12 protein-coding genes are annotated in these 16,496 nt (G+C 40.9%); 7 read left to right on the plus strand and 5 right to left on the minus strand.

Annotated features, from left to right (window positions below; genetic code table 11):
• A partial coding sequence (gene dxs, locus Q8907_03850) for a 1-deoxy-D-xylulose-5-phosphate synthase (protein MDP4273393.1) occupies positions 1 to 1,776 on the minus strand: 1,776 nt, incomplete at its 3' end.
• Positions 1,777 to 2,035: 259 nt separating this feature from the next.
• Between dxs and Q8907_03855 the strand changes: the two genes are divergently transcribed.
• From Q8907_03855 to Q8907_03875, 5 genes are all read left to right on the plus strand, one after another.
• On the plus strand, positions 2,036 to 3,019 hold the full coding sequence (locus Q8907_03855) for an OmpA family protein (protein ID MDP4273394.1): 984 nt from the start codon (positions 2,036 to 2,038) through the stop codon (positions 3,017 to 3,019).
• A gap of 847 nt (positions 3,020 to 3,866) precedes the next feature.
• Positions 3,867 to 4,733 (plus strand): hypothetical protein, encoded by an 867-nt coding sequence (locus Q8907_03860; protein ID MDP4273395.1) that lies wholly within the window; start codon positions 3,867 to 3,869, stop codon positions 4,731 to 4,733.
• A gap of 6 nt (positions 4,734 to 4,739) precedes the next feature.
• Positions 4,740 to 5,075 (plus strand): hypothetical protein, encoded by a 336-nt coding sequence (locus Q8907_03865; GenBank protein MDP4273396.1) that lies wholly within the window; start codon positions 4,740 to 4,742, stop codon positions 5,073 to 5,075.
• A gap of 37 nt (positions 5,076 to 5,112) precedes the next feature.
• Positions 5,113 to 5,541 carry a DUF3788 family protein gene (locus Q8907_03870; GenBank protein MDP4273397.1) on the plus strand — a complete coding sequence of 143 codons (429 nt, stop codon included), beginning with the start codon at positions 5,113 to 5,115 and terminating at the stop codon, positions 5,539 to 5,541.
• Positions 5,542 to 5,561: 20 nt separating this feature from the next.
• The gene (locus tag Q8907_03875; GenBank protein MDP4273398.1) at positions 5,562 to 5,960 is read left to right on the plus strand and encodes an SET domain-containing protein; all 399 of its coding nucleotides are present in this window, start codon (positions 5,562 to 5,564) and stop codon (positions 5,958 to 5,960) included.
• Between the two features lie 20 nt (positions 5,961 to 5,980).
• Here the strand turns inward: Q8907_03875 and Q8907_03880 are convergent, their stop codons facing one another.
• Positions 5,981 to 7,114 (minus strand): DEAD/DEAH box helicase, encoded by a 1,134-nt coding sequence (locus Q8907_03880; GenBank protein ID MDP4273399.1) that lies wholly within the window; start codon positions 7,112 to 7,114, stop codon positions 5,981 to 5,983.
• A 437-nt stretch (positions 7,115 to 7,551) separates the two neighbouring features.
• Between Q8907_03880 and Q8907_03885 the strand changes: the two genes are divergently transcribed.
• Positions 7,552 to 8,751, plus strand: coding sequence for a pyridoxal phosphate-dependent aminotransferase family protein (locus tag Q8907_03885; protein MDP4273400.1), 1,200 nt, complete (start codon positions 7,552 to 7,554; stop codon positions 8,749 to 8,751).
• 12 nt (positions 8,752 to 8,763) lie between these two features.
• Positions 8,764 to 9,567, plus strand: coding sequence for an SDR family oxidoreductase (locus Q8907_03890; protein MDP4273401.1), 804 nt, complete (start codon positions 8,764 to 8,766; stop codon positions 9,565 to 9,567).
• Between the two features lie 123 nt (positions 9,568 to 9,690).
• Here the strand turns inward: Q8907_03890 and Q8907_03895 are convergent, their stop codons facing one another.
• The 3 genes from Q8907_03895 to Q8907_03905 form a co-directional block, all read right to left on the minus strand.
• Positions 9,691 to 12,060 (minus strand): DUF5703 domain-containing protein, encoded by a 2,370-nt coding sequence (locus tag Q8907_03895; protein ID MDP4273402.1) that lies wholly within the window; start codon positions 12,058 to 12,060, stop codon positions 9,691 to 9,693.
• Positions 12,061 to 12,103: 43 nt separating this feature from the next.
• Positions 12,104 to 13,567, minus strand: coding sequence for a polysaccharide lyase 6 family protein (locus tag Q8907_03900; GenBank protein ID MDP4273403.1), 1,464 nt, complete (start codon positions 13,565 to 13,567; stop codon positions 12,104 to 12,106).
• A 149-nt stretch (positions 13,568 to 13,716) separates the two neighbouring features.
• A complete protein-coding gene (locus Q8907_03905) occupies positions 13,717 to 16,125 on the minus strand; it encodes a glycoside hydrolase family 3 N-terminal domain-containing protein (GenBank protein MDP4273404.1) in 2,409 nt (802 codons plus the stop codon).
• Between the last annotated feature and the right edge of the window lie 371 nt (positions 16,126 to 16,496).

Below are 16,496 nucleotides of genomic sequence, written 5' to 3' on the forward strand. Positions count from 1 at the left end.
ATGATACCGGTTATTATTCATAAACTCAAGTATTGCTGAGCCCAGACCGCCTACAATTGTCCCATCCTCAACGGTGATTATCCGTTTGAAATTGGCAAATATTTCGTGCAATAATTTCTCGTCAATCGGTTTAAGAAAACGCATATCATAATGGGCTGCAGAAATTCCTTCCTCTTCAAGCATTTTACAAGCTTCAACGACAAAATTCCCGGCATGTCCGATCGAAACAATAGCAATATCTTTCCCTTCCCTGATAATCTGCCCTTTGCCAATAGTCAATTCCTGAAAAGGTTGTTTCCAGTTTGTTTCAACTCCATATCCGCGAGGATAGCGGATCACAAAAGGACCCTGATTTTCAAGCTGGGCGGTATACATTAGGTTGCGCAATTCCACCTCATTCATCGGGGCAGAAACAACCATATTGGGAATACAACGCATGTAAGCCATGTCAAATGCACCCTGATGGGTAGGCCCGTCATCCCCCACTATACCGGCCCTGTCCAGGCAAAAAACCACATTCAGCTTTTGAAGGGCGACATCATGAATCACCTGATCATAAGCCCTTTGCATAAAGGATGAATAGATGTTACAAAAAGGGACCAATCCCTGGGCAGCCATTCCGGCCGAAAAAGTAACCGCATGTTGTTCGGCAATTCCCACATCAAAGGTGCGATCAGGCATTTTGGTCATCATAATATTCAGCGAACAACCATTAGCCATGGCCGGTGTAACGCCCACTATCTTTTCATTCTTTTCGGCCAGTTCAACTATCGTCTCTCCGAAAACATCCTGATATCTGAGGGGATGGGGTTTGTCGAAATGCACATGAAAAATTTCACCGGTTTCCTTGTCGAATTTCCCGGGGGCATGCCATTCCGTCTGATGAAGTTCAGCCTGTTTGAAGCCTTTACCCTTCACGGTGACCACATGCAGAAGTTTAGGACCGGAAATATTTTTCAAATCCCGCAGGACATGAGTAAGGTAAACCACATCGTGGCCATCAACAGGGCCGAAATACCTGAAGTTAAGGGCTTCAAAAAGGTTGCTCTGTTTCAGAAGCATGGCTTTGACGCCATTCTCCAGCTTCTGGGCCAGAACTCGGGTGGTCGGCCCCAAATGGTTCAAACGCCCCAAAAGGTTCCAAATCTCATTACGAATACGGTTATAAGTAGGAGAAGTGGTAATATCCAGTAAATATTCCTTCAGTGCGCCAACATTGGGATCAATAGCCATCTGGTTGTCATTCAGGATAACCAGCAGGTTTGTATTCTGAATCCCGGCATTATTCAACCCTTCAAATGCCAAACCTCCTGTCATGGAACCATCGCCAATTACTGCAATAACCTGGCGCCTGGTTTCCCCTTTCAGCTTGGAAGCAATTGCCAATCCCAGGGCAGAGGAAATGGAAGTTGAAGAATGTCCTACCCCAAAAGCATCGTATTCGCTTTCGCTTCGCCTTGGAAAACCACTGATTCCATCCAGCTTACGGTTGGTATTGAAAATATCTTTCCTACCTGTAAGAATCTTATGCCCATAAGCCTGATGACCCACATCCCACACAATTTCATCATAGGGTGTATTAAACACATAATGCAGAGCAACAGTTAGTTCCACCACCCCCAAACTTGCCCCCAAATGACCCGGATTGGTGCTTACTTCATCAATAATAAACTGACGCAACTCCCGGCTCACCTCTTCCAGTTCCTCTTCTTTGAGTTTGCGAAGATCTGAGGGATAAGTTATCCGATCTAATAAATTTAAAGGTAATTCACTCATTCTACCTGTTAATAAGGGACTATCTGCTAATTTTTACACAAAAATAACATACAAAGTTAAGAATACTGAAATTAAAAAATATATTTTAATACTCCTCCGACTAATTTCTATATTTGCACGCAGAATCTAGGAGTATTTCATTTTCTCTTCGTTTAAATTAATTATATTTTTAGTTATTTCCTGCTCAGAGGTATGAATTTAATAATTTACGCAGAGCCATTAAAGAAATAACCATTTAAACATCAAAAATTTAAAAAATATGACAAAGATGAAAATTCAAAAATCAGGTTATCTTCTGCTTCTTATGCTGGTATTTGTTTCTTGTGTGCCCTTAAACAAATATAAAAAGTTGAATGATGCCAACCAAAAATGTGAACAGGAACGCGATTTGCTTAAAAATGACAACGAGAAATTTACTGTAAGCAATACCGAATTGCTCTCAAAAAATGATTTGTTGAATAAAGAGTTGAAGCAACTGGTGAATGACAGCATCGAAAAAACAAAAACTTTAGAACGACTTCAAAAGGAAAATTCCGAATTGAACGAAATGAACAAAAACATGCAGGAGTCGCTCAAAGGAACTGCACGTGACAAGAGTAAGCTGTTTAACGAATTGCAGAAAACCCAGGCCGGCCTGCAGGAAAAAGAGAAAAACCTGGAAGAAAAGGAGAAAAGCTTAAACGACTTAAAAGTTGAACTCGACAAGCAGAATGCAAGCCTGAAATCCTTACAAAGTATTCTTTCCCGTAAGGACTCCGTGGTTAAATCATTAAAGGATAAAGTTTCCAATGCCTTACTGGGTTTTGAAAACAACGGATTAAGCGTCAACATAAAAAATGGCAAGGTTTATGTGTCGCTCGAAGAACAGTTGTTGTTCCGCACCGGCAGTACCGCCGTTGATTCAAGGGGGGTAAGTGCTTTGAAAAAATTATCCAAAGTGCTGGAACAGAATGAAGATATAAACATCATGATTGAAGGACATACGGATGATGTGCACTACAAAAGCCCGACAGCCTCAATACAGGATAATTGGGATTTGAGCGTAAAAAGAGCAACAGCAATCGTACGTATACTGCTCGATGGTTCTAAAATAGACCCTAAAAGACTAACAGCAGCAGGTCGCGGAGAATTTGTCCCCATTGATCCTGCAAAAACGCCTCTAGCCAGACAAAAAAACCGCCGTACAGAAATTATCCTTACCCCTAAACTTGACGAACTGTTTAAAGTATTGGAAAACAATTAATTATATTAATTTCCTTGGAAATTGTTCTCCAATTAAATATTGAAGTTTCGCAAGTAGTAAAAAGGGGTAATAACGGGATACTGCTTTATGGTAATACTCAGTGAAACTCAGGTTTTTCTCAGCGGATCTCAGCGTAAATGAAGATCATTACACTGAGAAACACTGAGTTAAAATGAGGTCTGCTGAGATATATTATTCTTTGTCTTAAAACTTCACCGCTTAGCGAAAAATGCGTTTCATGCTAAGGCACAAAATACATTAACCACTAAGGCACGGAGGACACAGAGGGCACGGAGAATAGAAGTGGTTTGAGATGGTCTGAAATACATTTACCACAATGGCACAAAGTTCACTAAGAATACAAGTTCTTTGTGAACCTTGTGTAATCCTTGTGTCCATTGTGGTAAAATGATAGTTCAAGATGGTTCAAAGTTTCTTGTGTTCCGGAATGAATTTTATATTAAGCCGCATAGCGGCGTCCTATTAAATAAAAGGTTGAAAGGGTTTGAAATACATTTATCTAAAAAAGTTACGCTGAGAAATACTCAGCGTTTCTCATCTTAACTCATGACTTTCTCAGCGAAAGAATAATTTATTTTTTAACCCCTTCTCCAAAAATTTCAACCCGCCTTTTTTAGCCCTTGGTAAATGGGGTTGAAAGACAATAAATCACTGACCTTAAATTTTTTTTATTCAAGTGAATATTGAGTTGTGAAACTTAAATTAAATATTGTAAAACCTGAACTTGTTTATATCATAAAAAATTATAAATTTGTTAACCATATCATAATCACCAGCTTTACAAGATAAAATTATACAGTCATCGTCATTTATAACATAATCTTATATGATGAAAAATCTGTTCTGGTTAGGAATTATTTTTCTGATAAGTTCCTGTAGTTCAACCAGGTTTATTGATCTGGGAAATAAAGTTGCCACTGATGGAATAACAGTTTCACAGAAAGCCGTCGAAATTTATTCCACTTTATCGCAACAGGCCGGCATTGAAAAATTGCAGGAAGACAAATTGTTTATCCTTACCGACCCGTACCCTGAAAGCTTATCACTCCCCGATTCAAAACTGCAGGACTTTTCAAAACAAATTGAACCACGCATCAAAGCCTATCAAAGCTTGATGAACATTTACAAGGGTTTTAACCTTTTAGCAGATACCCATTTTGGAGATAAGACGCAGGAAACCATCAGTGGGCTGACCGACAGTTACAACACCCTTTCCTCGCTTCCCGACCTGCCTGCTTCAGTTTCATCTTACCTGCCAGAACTGTCAAAGCAACTGTCAGAAGCTGTCCAGGCTAAAAAAATAAAAAATTACCAGCTTATTTTATCCAACTTAACCGGTTTATACCTGAACTATTGGAAAAATGACGAACCTGTATGGAACGTAATGATCGATGCCCTTTATGATAAATATGCCAAAGGGATGAACTCTGTAAGCCCCCTGAAATATGATGTGAAGAAAATTTCGCAAAGCCTGAAAGAACCTTACAAGGATGATGAAACCATGATCCTGCTTTATAAACTGAACCAGAGAAACGAAATTTACAGTCAGCGGGATGCCGTGAAAAAACAACTCTGCAATTTTGAAAATATCCTGACAGCCCTGAATTTGGCCCATTCAGAATTGGCCAAGAAAAAACCCAATTTTGCGGTTGCCCTTTTAGAAATCAATTCTCTTGAAACCCTTTTAAAATAGGACAAAATGGAAGATAGACTTAAAACAACCCTTGTTCAGGCCATTTCCGAATTTAACAGCAAAAGGGCGGAGATCCTCCAACTGGCCTTCGACCAGGGTGGCCGGCCGGCTGTTACAAAGCTGGAACAGGAATATGACGCCCTCCGGGATGCTTATTTTGAAATCTGCAAACAGCAGCTTGATAAAAACAACCACCTTTATGTACAGCTCATCAATACAGCTACTGACGAAACCGATAAATTAAGAAACACCATTCAGTCACTCACTAACATCAACGACATCACCAATTCATTGACAACAGTAGTCAATATTATAGGACGCCTTATCATTGTTCTTGGCTAACCATATTCTTATTTACTCACCCAAATAAAAAATCATTATGGAAAAGTTAGTATTGACCGATCAGAATGTAGTCCCTGACGAAGAACTGATATTCTCAATTATTGGAGAAAACAGCGTTTTTTGGAAAAGGATAATGAATTATCTTTATGACATGGACGAGAAAAATGAAATCTCTGAAGTTTGGAAATACTATAACGATGGGAAAAGTTGGCTTTTCCGTACGCTGAAGAAAAAGAAAACCATTTTCTGGGTGGGCATATTGAAAGACACATTCAGGGTAAGCTTTCTGTTTCCGGATCAGGCAGAGAAATTGATTAAAAACAGTGATTTACCCCAGCTTTTAAAAGATGATTTTCAATTTGCCAAGAAATCGAGGATGGGCCGCAGCATTACCATAACCCTGAACAGCCCTTTTGATTCGGATAATATCATCAAACTGATAGACATCAAATTGAAACTTCTTTAAATTCAGAACGAAAAAAAATCATGACCAGACCACATGAACAGGTTTATACAAGATTGAAAGTATCCCAAATCCATGGCGTCGGCGTATTCGCAATACTTGACATACCGCGGGGAACTTATGTTTTTGAAGGAGATACCTCTGAAATTGTCTGGTATGATGAAAAGGACCTGGACCTTCCCCATCAACCGGATTCTGTTCAAAAGCTCTATGAAGACTTTTGCATCCTGAAGACAGAAAAGGGCAGAAGGAAATTGGGTTGCCCGGCAAATTTCAACAACATGAACAGTTCGTGGTATGTGAATTATTCGGATAAGCCCAACCTTGCTTTTGACGAAGAAAATGGATTTTATACCCTCCGCGATATTCAGGAAGGGGAAGAACTGACTGTAGATTATGACACTTACAGTGAAAACAGTTGACCCTTCAATTAATCACGGGTTTATAGATCAGCAGGAAGGGGAATCTTATAAATAGGCTGGCCCAGGAATTTTTCTATCTTCTGAAGGTTCCTTCTATCCTTATCATTTACCAGGGTAATGGCCACACCTGTATTTTCGGCACGTGCCGTACGGCCTATACGGTGAATGTAATCTTCAGCATCGGGCGGTACATCATAATTAACAACCAGATCAATATTTTCAATGTCAATACCCCTGGAAATGATATCTGTAGCAACCAGAATCTGATATTTGCGGTTGCGAAATTCCCGCATCACGTCTTCTCTGTCTTTTTGATCCAAATCTGAATGGATGGCCTGAACTTTTCTGCCCAGGTGGCGCAAATCGCGTTCTATATTTTTAACCTTGATCTTGGTAGAGGAAAAAATAATGATGCTCTTTACATCGTCCTTATCCTTAAGCAGGTTGCAAATCAGTGCGTTTTTCATTCCGTCGGGGACCATATAAACTGCCTGCAAAATACCCTCTGCCGGTTTAGAAATAGCAATATTAATCTGAACGGGATCTTTAAGTATCTTTTTAGTAAGCTCCCGTATTTTAGGAGGCATGGTCGCAGAAAACAAGAGAGTCTGACGGCTTTTAGGCAGATAATTGATGATCTTCATGATATCATCATAAAATCCCATATCGAGCATACGATCGGCCTCATCAAGGACAAGGTGCTGCAGGTCATCAAAATTCACGTATCCAAGATTAATATGAGAAAGAAGCCTGCCTGGGGTGGCAATCACAATGTCTACCCCTTTTACCATAGCTTTTTTTTGCTGGTCCCATAAGGAACTGTCGTTCCCTCCATAAACAGAAATTGAACTGATGGGAGCGAAATAGGCAAATCCGGAAAGCTGCTGGTCAATCTGCAGGGCCAGTTCGCGTGTAGGAACAATGATCAACGTACTGATATGACTGCCCCAATTGGCATTTCGAATCATTTTATTGATAATCGGAAGAAGATAAGCAGCAGTTTTTCCTGTCCCTGTCTGCGCGCAACCAATCATATCCTTGTTGTCCAAAATAGGCGGTATGGTTTGCTCCTGAATAGGAGTAGGCTTTTCAAAACCCATCGCCACCAAGCCTTCATTTATTTCCGGTTCAAAATGAAAATCGTCGAATGTCAAGATCTTAAGTTTTATAATTTTTATTTCAAGAGCAAAGATATATAATTTTGACTTACTTCCATTTTGTCCTATCAACCCTACTCAGCCTCCCTATTTTATAAATCCGGCTAAAAATGACAATAAAATGAATATTCCCTCTGTTTTTTTTTAAATTATATTTGTTTATAATAGTTTATCCTTTATTTTTATTTTTTGTAATTGAAAGGAGATGATTTTAAAAATATAATTTGGTTCAATTTAAACCCATCAGTGAAGTTGGCTGGCAAAAACAAGATTAAGTTATTCTATGTCAATAACTTATAATAAAATCTCTGTTCCCCGGCTAAATTAATGGTAAATAATTGTTCTAATCTTTAAATTATTTTTTTTTAAATTTGGAGGCTTTAAAAAAGAAAAAGTTAAAAAAATATAACATAATACTGTTTAAAATTTAAAACATGAGTATTTTACAAGAAAGAATGGCCACCTATGATGACGCTGAAAAAGTCAGAGAGACAGGTCTATATCCCTATTTTAGAATGATTGAATCGGATCAGGATACTGAAGTTCTCATGAATGGGAAAAAAGTATTGATGTTTGGCTCGAATTCATATCTTGGGTTAACTTGCCATCCAAAAATAAAGGAAGCAGCCAAAAAAGCCATAGACAAATATGGAACCGGTTGTGCTGGCTCACGTTTTTTGAATGGGACATTAGACATCCATATTGAATTGGAAGACCGCCTTGCTAAAATGGTGCATAAAGAAGGTGCATTAGCATATAGTACCGGTTTTCAGGTTAATGTGGGGGTTGTTTCAGCATTAACCGACCGGAATGATTATATCCTCCTGGATGAATTAGACCATGCTTCGATTATTGAAGGCAGCCGTCTTTCATTTTCAAAAGTTTTAAAATACAAGCACAACGATATGGATTCGTTGGAGTCCAAACTTAAACTTTGTGATCCGGACAGAATAAAGTTGATTGTCACCGATGGTATTTTCAGCATGGAAGGCGATATCGTCAAGTTACCCGAAATGGTTAGGCTTGCTGAAAAATACGATGCCTCCATCATGGTTGATGACGCTCATTCCATTGGCGTTATCGGGGAAAAAGGTTCAGGTACTGCTTCACATTTCGGCCTGACCGACAAAGTTGACCTCATCATGGGTACTTTCAGCAAATCCCTGGCTTCCTTAGGCGGATTTATTGCCAGCGATGCCCACACCATTGATTTCCTCAAGCACAATTCACGTTCGCTTATTTTCAGCGCCAGCATGACTCCTGCTTCAGCTGCCAGCGTTTTAGCTGCAATTGACATTATGGAAAGCGAACCTGAAAGAATTCAACATCTTTGGGATATTTCCCATTTTGCACTTGATAGTTTCAAAAATATGGGTTTTGATACCGGACATTCCGAAACTCCTATCATTCCTTTATTTGTAAGGGATAATACAAAAACCCTGGAATTGACCAAGATGCTGCTTGATGAAGGTATTTTTGTTAATCCTGTTCTTTCTCCTGCAGTGAAAAAAGAAGATACACTGATCCGTTTCTCTCTGATGGCTACCCATACCAAACATCAGGTTGAAATTGGCCTGGACAAGATTTATAAAGTAGCTAAAAAGTTAGGCATACTTTCAACTGTTGTTGCTTAAATAATCCACCTGATGAAAAAGGTTGTTTTTATAACAGGCGTTACATCGGGATTCGGGAAAGCCACTGCCGAATTATTATCACAGAAGGATTATACCGTATATGGAACCAGCCGGAAAGCCATTGTTCAGGGTACTCCATATACACTTGTAAATATGGATGTGACAGACAGGGAATCCATCCACCGGGCCGTAGATACGGTTATTCAGAAGGAAGGACGTATAGATGTCCTCATCAACAATGCCGGCATGGGAATTTCAGGATCCCTTGAAGACACTTTGCCCGATGAATCAAGGCTTCAGGTTAATACTAATTTTTGGGGCACAGTAGATACCTGTCAGGCAGTTTTGCCCTATATGCGCAAACAGGGCAAGGGCCTGATTATCAATACCAGTTCGATTGGAGGATTGATAGGGCTTCCTTTTCAAGGTTTTTACTCGGCCAGCAAATTTGCCATTGAGGGATATAGCGAAGCATTGCGTATGGAAATCAAACCTTTTCATATAAAGGTGGTGGTGGTCAATCCTGGCGATTTTCATACCAATTTCACGGCAAACCGTAAATTGATCATGCAGGGCGGAAAAGAAAGCGCTTATGATGCTTCTTTCCAGAGAACACTTGCTGTGATTGAGCATGACGAAACCCATGGCCTGCCCCCACAAGCTCTAGCTAGAAAAATTGCCTCCATCATTGAAAAGAAAAACCCTTGTGGACGGTATGTAGTATCCTCTTTCGTTCAGAAAATTGCAGTATTTTTGGAACGTATCCTTCCCGATACCTGGTTTGATGCAATAATCGGATGGAACTATAAAGTTTAGAATACTATCCCTTTTAGAATACTATCCTTCAAGATATACTGAGGCCGGAATTTCATAACATTCCGGCCTTTTATTTTAAAAACAGATACCCGTAGCGTCAGGACTTCTGATTTCCCCTCTTCATTATTGCTTAATCAATACTTTAATATCCTGTTCCCTTTGCTGGGGAGAGACCTGCAGGGCAACAATTTTTCCATTCTCATACCGGCCTTCAACAACCGTCTTTTCTGAAGCATGAAGTTTAAACGTTACGTCCCATTCTTTGGGCCAGGCCGGGAATAGGAAAATATCCGACTGGTCATTGAAAAGCAACATGGTTTGGAGCCCGGCCATTCCTGAACCTCCCCAATTGTGATCAGGCAGCCAGTCGTGACCCGGGCCGAAAAAAGCAGGGAACTTCAAATTGGCGTTTTTATTACTGAGTTTTTCAATAATCAAACGGCGGGCATCCTCCCTCCTCCCCATCATGGCTGCATAAATCGGAGTACACATCCAGCTCCAAAATTCAAGGGCACTTTGCCGGTTTGAAGGTAAATTTTCCCATGTATTGTTGGCTTCAGCCAGGCCCTCACTTTTGCCTGCATGAAATAAACCATAAGGCCAGAGGGTATACATCTCAGGAAAATCGGTGGTATTGTATTCCCTGCCATAGATTTTGGCCGGTTTGATGACTGTTTTTCCATTACGGGTTTCAAAATTGATATCCGGAATATGTTTGGCAAATGCCTCAAACCAGTTTCTTGCCTCCAAAGGAACTTTGGAAGGAGGAAAAGAAAGAATCTCTTCGGTGATGCGCTTCAACCCGGCGACTACCTCTACAGGATCAGTTGCTTCGGAATATAATTCCAGGCTGTTCAAAGGGAATAATACCAGTTTCCCGTTTTCATCATATTCACGGCCGGTACGTTTAAGATTCTCCATACGGTAATGTTCGTCATAAAACCTGGCTACCGACTCAATAAATGGAAGATAACTGCTCAAATCCTCTCCAGAATATTTTACCAGTTGAAGGGCCATGAAAGCAAATTCAACCTGCATGGATAAATGATATTTCAAATGGGCAGGAGACATTGGCCCATTTGAAGAAGAAAGCCTGTTAACGGGCAAACCGCTGAGGTCTAGTGGCTCGGCAAAGGCAGCACCTCCATGGTTCCAATATAACTTTGAACGGGCTTCGGCAACTGGCAACCTGTCTGTATAAAATTTAAGCGAAGGGCTGACCAGGTCAAAATCGCCTGATGCAAGGCCAGGCCAGCCAATTAAACGCTGGTTCTGGCCCATGAAGAGATTGCCCCAACGGCGATAATCCGGAGTGACCTTTGCATTAATTTTGTAATGTGAAGTATAATGTTGAATTAATCCGGGATCAGGAGGATCCATGGTGAAAATGCCACCGTTAAATTTTAGCGGAAGCTTACCGCCACGGTTGCAGGCCCACATATAACGGAAAAGCTGATAATTCCTGCCAATCTGCCAGGCTGTATCACCAACACCCGCCTGTGGATTGATAAATATATAACTTCTCTGCCAAAAGTCAGCCCACCACTGTTCTCTCTCTTTTTGCGCATCACTTATCTGAACTGTTGCCTGATGTGACAACAAGGAAACTTCTTCCTTCCATTTTTCAACATCAGTTTCCTGTTTTACCAACGGAACGATAATCAAATTATGCGCCGAAGCAGCCTTCTGGGATTTCAGATGCCAGGCCCTGCCCGACCATTTCTGCCACTGAACAGTTTCAGATCCGGCTGCAACCAAGCCTTTCCCTGAAATCATCCCGCCAAAAATCAGATTTCGCGTAAAATCATTAATAGTACTGCTGAAGGGCTGAAAATTCTGTTTTCTAATTAATTGGTTTACTATAAGTTGACTATTATCATTTTGATGGTACCAGACAATGGAATTTTTGTTTGGATTAACTATATCAGCCCGTACAAGCGAATTACCTCCAAAATCATAATTCCCCAGACCGACCGAATCGTTCCTGTCGCGCCAGGTAGCAAATGAGGCCGTCAGAATTGTAGGAACAGAAGATTCGGCCTGTGCATACAATACAGGCCGCCGGACATCATACCACAGGCGAATCCTACCTTTCATCCCGTTTTTTAATTGCCCTGTAATAATGATCTGACTGCTATAAATGTCCAGTTCCTGTTTAAATTTACAGCCTGTTGCAAAAGGATTGGGACTAAGATGCAACCTGACGCATCCCAGTTTCAACAAATCGGAATTTTCGTCATAACTTTCATTACTGGCAAGATAAAGGAATATGTCCCCGTCTTGTACCCAGGCATTCAGGCCCATTCCTTTATTTCCGCTCAAAGGCATTGATCCGGCAGATGATTCGGATTGTTCAGTCCAAACAACATTATATGAATTTATCTGCTTTTTGATTCCGGCAATGCTTAACCCTCCATTTTCCGCATACGCCTTCGCCATAAAAATCATGGGAAGTAAAAAGAATAACCATCTTTTGCTAAAAAACACTTTCATAATGTTCGGGATTATACTTCAAGTTTAATATTCAAAGCAGGTGTCATTTTGATAAAGCCTTGTTTAAACCTGCAAACGGCCCTACATCGGCAGTTGTCAACACATGGTTGGTAACCGGCACCTGTGAAAATTGATCAGCTCCTGTATCTTTGTGAAGGCCACGTGCCTGTCCGTCAATATCAATGCTGACATAGGGATAAGAACCATCCCCGGCACCAATTGCAGAACTACCGGACAAAAGATGAAAGATACCATTAATATCAGCCGACATATTGGGATCTTCAGAAATATAACCATCTGCCGGAATGGAACCTGCCTGGGTATTCCATAATATATTACCTTTCCAGACCGGATTGACATAAGGGCCTTTTATTGAAACTGCTTCCCCACCCTGAATTATATTATTTGAAAAATCAATATTTGTCGCACCCAGGCCATTTTTCCTGTTTGGTTCAGAATAATTGGAAGCACAATCCACCATTGTATTAAAAACAATCTGCACCCTGTCGGGACGGTCGTGACTGATCAGTTTGTCACCATCTGCAACTTCCCCGTCACCGTTATTGCAAACAATAGCCCTGGAACAATTCTTAAAAAAATTGCAATAGATCTTATGGTCATCTCCGCTGAAACGCAAGCCGGTACAACCTATAAAGAAATTGCCATAGACCTCGCTCTTGTTCCCGTGCCTTAGAGAAAGTTCTTCGCTGCCTTCCCCGAAAGTGTTGAACCTTATAATATTTCTACAGGATTTATGGCAAATACATCCCTCATTTTCACCGGCAGTTTTTACAAACAGGTTGTACTCCACCACACAAAAAGCAGAATCCATGCTTCTTGAACTTAACCCAATCTGTATGGCCGAACAATTATTTGCTTTGGGCGGGAAATTATAAAAATAATTATGATGGATCCAGGTCCTTTTGGCCATCCTGTCGTGTCCCGGTCCCTGAACGGAGATCATCTGGCCTTCATCTTTCTTATTCTGAAAAGTATTATAACTTATCTCATTATCATCACCCGATACAGTCAGGTAAGCCTTCGTACCGGAATTTACAGGAGCACATTCAAAAATATTCCGGGTGATCAGGCAATGAGTTGCTCCGGACGCAATTTGTGTACTGCCGGTATTATGGGTAAACTTAAATCCCTTTATGACAATGTATGATGAAGGAGAAGAGACCACAAATCCGCCCTGGCCGATGATCTCGACACCACCTGTTTTCTGAGCAGCAATGATGACAGGCATTTGTTTAGTTCCACGGACTGCAATACGGATATTCCCGGTAGTAGTATAAAGCCCATCATCAACAATAATTTGTTGGCCTGCCTTAGCACGATTAATAGCAGTTTGCAAAGCAGAAATTGTATTGACATGGATTATCTGTGAATAAGCTTTGTCCATTCCATAGAAGCAAAGGAGAATAACAATCCACACAATCCCGGTAATTCTAATTCCTGCAGATTTAGGAATTCTTATTTTAAAGAATTCATCTTGTCTTTTCATTATATAACCTGAATATTTTATTAAAAAATTAGCCCTGGCATAGGGATCAGGAATTTGTACAATTAAAAGTACAAAAGTCTGAAAATAAACATATTGAAAAGGAAGGAAAAAGGCCCGCTGAAGGATTAACAATAGCGGGCCTGTAAAACTTATTTAACCAGAAAAGTATCGTGCAAACGGATATCTTCAGATGAACTGCCGACTTTCACTTCAAACTCTCCGGGTTCAACAGTCCAGTTCATATTGCGGTCAAGAATAGCCAGGTCGTCTGGTTTCAGGGTGAAAGAAACGGTCCGTTTCTCTCCAGGTTCCAGATGGATGCGTTCAAATCCCCTTAATTGTTCCTGGTATTCAATCACGCTGTTTGTCTTTTCGTGAATATACAACTCTACAACTTCGTCACCTGCCATTTTCCCGGTATTTTGAATATCAGCGCTGACATTCACCAGGCCCTGGTTATTTTCTTCTTTGGGATCAATCTTAAGTGCAGAATATTCAAAGGTGGTATAACTAAGACCGAAACCGAAAGGATACAATGCCCCAACAATACGGGTTTTCCCTTTGCCATTGGGGCCTTCGCCAGGTTGTCCTGCCTGAGAGCCGGGCTTTACGGGAAAGTTAAAAGGCAATTGCCCTACAGTCCTGGGAAAAGTAATAGAAAGTTTACCACCGGGATTATAATCACCGAACAAAACCTGGGCAACAGCCAGACCTCCAAATTCACCCGGGAACCAGGTGTCAAGAATGGAAGGTACGTTCCTGTCAGCCCAATTAATTGTCAAAGGCCTGCCATTAACCAAAACCAAAACAATTGGTTTCCCTGTTTTATACAGAGCCTGTAACAGATCAAGTTGATGCCCGGGAAGGTCGAGGCTTGTCCTGGAACGGCTCTCTCCCACTGTTTCTTCATTATCGCCCAGGTAAACGACAACAGCATCAACCTGGGCAGCCTTGGCAACTGCTTCGTCAATCAATGCCTGTTCTTCTGCAGGAGGAGGAGTGGGTATGATCTCATTTTCAGGCCAATCTTTATCAAAGGTATTGCAACCCTTGGCATATTCAATATTTACCCCAGGGCCGGCTACCTTTTTCATCCCTTCCAACATGGAAACAACAGGTAAGTTGGAAGGCCCATAGCGGCTGATAAAAGGAGTGATTTCCGTAGCAGCCGGGCCTGTAACCAGGATTGATTTATATTGAGTCCTGCTGAAAGGAAGCAAATGGTTTTCGTTCTTTAAAAGAACAACCGACTCCTGACAGGATTGAAGAGAAGTCTTTACGGCCTCATCGTTGCGGACAATCTTGTCTGCTGCAGCCGGATTTTCCACATAAGGTTGATCAAATAATCCAAGGGCAAATTTCACATGAAGGATTTCCCTCACCCTTTGGTCCAAAGTTTGTAAAGAAATACGGCCTTCTTTAACATCTTCCCTAAGGGGATTAATATATGCCTGCGGCATTGTAAAATCCGTACGGATATTCAGGCCGGCTTCAACCACCTGCCTGATGGCGTCTTTATAATCTGAGGCTACATGATGTTTTTCCCATACGTATTCAACTGCACGGCTATCCGACACTACATAACCTTTAAATCCCCACTGCTGGCGAAGGAAATCGTTAAGGAAATATTTGCTGGCAATAATAGGAACCCCGTCCCAATCGTTGTATGAAGCCATCACGCCCAATGCCCCTGCTTCTTTTACAGCAACCTTAAAGGGGTAAAGATACATCTGCTGCATTTCGCGTGGAGCTACTTTGGGGTCTGTACGGGCATTCCCGTCACGTCCCCCTTTAGGAATACTATAAACGGCAAAATGTTTCAGGGTAGAAACAATTCTTTCATCCTGCATACCAAGTACCATCTGCTTTCCCAGCTGAGCGATAAGAAAAGGATCTTCGCCGTATGTCTCGACTACCCTGCCCCATCGCTGATCCTGCGAAACATCAAGTATAGGGGCATATACATTGGTATAACCTAAGGCACGGGCTTCACGGCCTTCAATTTTGCCTATCTGATAAACCAGCGATTTATCCCATGTACTCCCCTGCCCTATCTGTGAAGGAAAAGAAGTAGCACGGTCGTGGCATAATCCCCTGATCCCTTCATTGGTGAAATCAACAGGGATTCCGTGGGGCGTCTCTTCAACAAACCATTTTTGAACCGCATTAATTGCTGCAGCATGTTTGCTGAAAGGATAGGAATAAGCAGTAACCGACTTTTTGTTATAGGCAACACTGTTCAATTCCTCGTCGATATTGCCAATTCCGTCTTTCCAGATTTCATTTTTCCAGGAAGGGGAAGGCATTTCTTCCTTTAGAACCCTGCCATAACCATATAATGTCGCCATCTGGCAAGTCTTTTCCTCAAGGCTCATCTGCGACAATAAATCCTCTACCCTTTTATCAATAGGCTGGGCGGGATCTTCATAAATATCCTTTTTCCCGTTCTTATTGAAATCTATCCAACCTTTATGATAAATATTCTGTTTGCCGGATTGCGCATAAAGCGACAGCCCCGTCAGAACAAATACCATTAAAATATACCATGTTTTTCTCATCCTATACTAAATTTAAATTACTCTATTTTATTGAAATTAAAAGGGCCAATTTATCTAATTAATACAAAACTAAAGAAGAAATTATCGTTCAATATGGTGGATTTTTTGTTCAAAGGTGGAATAAAACATTTAATAATTTCAGAAGAAATTATTAACATTGATAACAGTCAATATTTAAGCGAAAAATGAATCTGGAAGTAGAAACACAAACGAATGTATATCAATATGTCGCATCTGAATATCAGGATGCTTTTCTGCCGTATAAGGCAAAAAAGCGAAATGTTTTTATTCCATCAGGTTAGTAAAATCAATTTCAGAAGCCTGTTCAACTTCCATAATGGTTCCGTTTTCACAACGTAAAGTACGGGAAA

It is taken from the genome of Bacteroidota bacterium, assembly GCA_030706565.1.
Lineage (GTDB): Bacteria > Bacteroidota > Bacteroidia > Bacteroidales > JAUZOH01 > JAUZOH01.